Annotated in this window: 1 protein-coding gene; it reads left to right on the top strand. The window is 70.8% G+C overall.

The window, feature by feature from the left end; translation table 11 throughout:
- The first annotated feature begins 286 nt into the window (after nt 1-286).
- Nucleotides 287-1,576, top strand: coding sequence for an IS110 family RNA-guided transposase (locus tag I2F59_RS09810; RefSeq protein ID WP_195504012.1), 1,290 nt, complete (start codon nt 287-289; stop codon nt 1,574-1,576).
- Nucleotides 1,577-1,581: the final 5 nt, after the last annotated feature.

Here is a 1,581-nt window from a genome sequence, read left to right as displayed (position 1 = left end):
TCCGCACTGATATCTTCTGTATTGAAGACGTCGATGGTGCACCCGTATACCATTGACGTCGACACCATCAGATGCGGACCGCGCGGTGACCCCACATTCCGCTGGCGCCCACAGGGCTGCCCTCGTTTCCTGACATGTCCCGCGCGGGCCGCGGCGAGCCGAGACCGCCGCATGACCTAATAGGAGCATGGAGCGATACCGCGGACCCGAACAACCGCATTCTATCGCGCCCCGTCAGTGTGCCGTCTGCCCGGTCCAGGCGAGCACGGAAAGAACGGAGCGAGACATGCAAAACGAATCGACACCCGGCGCCCGCGGGCCGGTCTTCTGCGGGGTCGACACCCACGCCGACTCGCACTGGCTGTGCGTCCTGGACTGGAGGGGCCGCAAGGTCCTGTCCCGCCAGTTCCCCGCCGACGCGGCGGGCTACGAGGCGCTCGCCGGGGCGATCGCGGCGGCCGGGGAGCCGGCCTGCGTCGCGATGGAGGGGACGTCGTCCTACGGGGCGGGCCTCACCAGGCACCTCGCGTCGCTTGGGATGCCCGTGCGCGAGGCGCTCTCCCCGGCGAGGATGCAGAGGAGGCGCCCGGGGCAGGGAAAGTGCGACGAGTCGGACGCGGAGAGGGCGGCCCGCGCGGCGATGTCCGGCTCAAGGCTCGGGACCCCCAAGAGCCAGGACGGGTGGGTCGACGGGGTGCGCTGCATGCTCGCGGCGCGCTCCGGGGCGGTGAAGGCGCGGACCTCGGCGATCAACACCGCGAGGTCGCTGCTCACCACCGCCCCGGAGGGGCTCAGGTCGAGGTTCCGCGGGATGGCGGGGCCGAGGCTGATGGAGGAGCTCCCCTCCGTGCGCGCCGAGGGCGCGCTGGGCGCCGCGCTCGGCGCGCTGGCGGACCTGTGGGCGGCGGCGCGCGACGCGGCGCTCGACATGGAGCGCGCGATCGAGGCGTCCCTGGAGGAGAACTGCCCCGCGCTGCTGGCGATGTACGGGTGCGGGCCCGTGAGCGCGGCCAAGCTCGCGGTCGCGGCCGGGGACAACCCGGGCAGGCTGCGCTCCGAGGCGTCGTTCGCGGCGATATGCGGGGCCTGCCCAATCCCCGCCTCGAGCGGCAAGACCGTGAGGCACAGGCTCAACAGGGGCGGCGACCGGCAGGCGAACAGCGCTCTGCACGAGATCGCGAGGCAGAGGGTCATGCGCGACCCCGAGACCGCCGAGTACGCCGAGAGGGCCAGGGCGCGGGGGAAGAGCGACAGGGAGGTCATGAGGTGCCTCAAGCGCTACGTGGCCAGGGAGGCGTACCGGGCGCTGATGCGCCCGCACGAGGTCAGGAGGCCCGAGGACGCCTCGGGGCTCGTGGCGGCCAGGCGCGCGGCGAGGGTCAGCCAGGTGAGGGCGGCGTCCATATTGGGAACCAGCGAGAAGTACATCTCGATGCTGGAGAGGGGCCAAAGGGAGCTCAAGCCCATAAGGAGGGCCTACGAGGCATGGGTCGAGGCCGGACTTCCGCTCGATTGGGACAGGCAAGCCTTCGAGGCCGAGCGCAAAATGGATTCTAAAAAACACCTTGCCAAATAGGAGCG

This window comes from Collinsella aerofaciens (assembly GCF_015556945.1).
Lineage (GTDB): Bacteria > Actinomycetota > Coriobacteriia > Coriobacteriales > Coriobacteriaceae > Collinsella > Collinsella aerofaciens_AO.
This window is presented reverse-complemented; position numbering and strand designations above follow the sequence as displayed.

What these genes read in the sequence shown, in the direction of transcription:
- I2F59_RS09810 (WP_195504012.1), top strand. Translation starts at nt 287, where the DNA reads ATGCAAAACGAATCGACACCCGGCGCCCGCGGGCCGGTCTTCTGCGGG.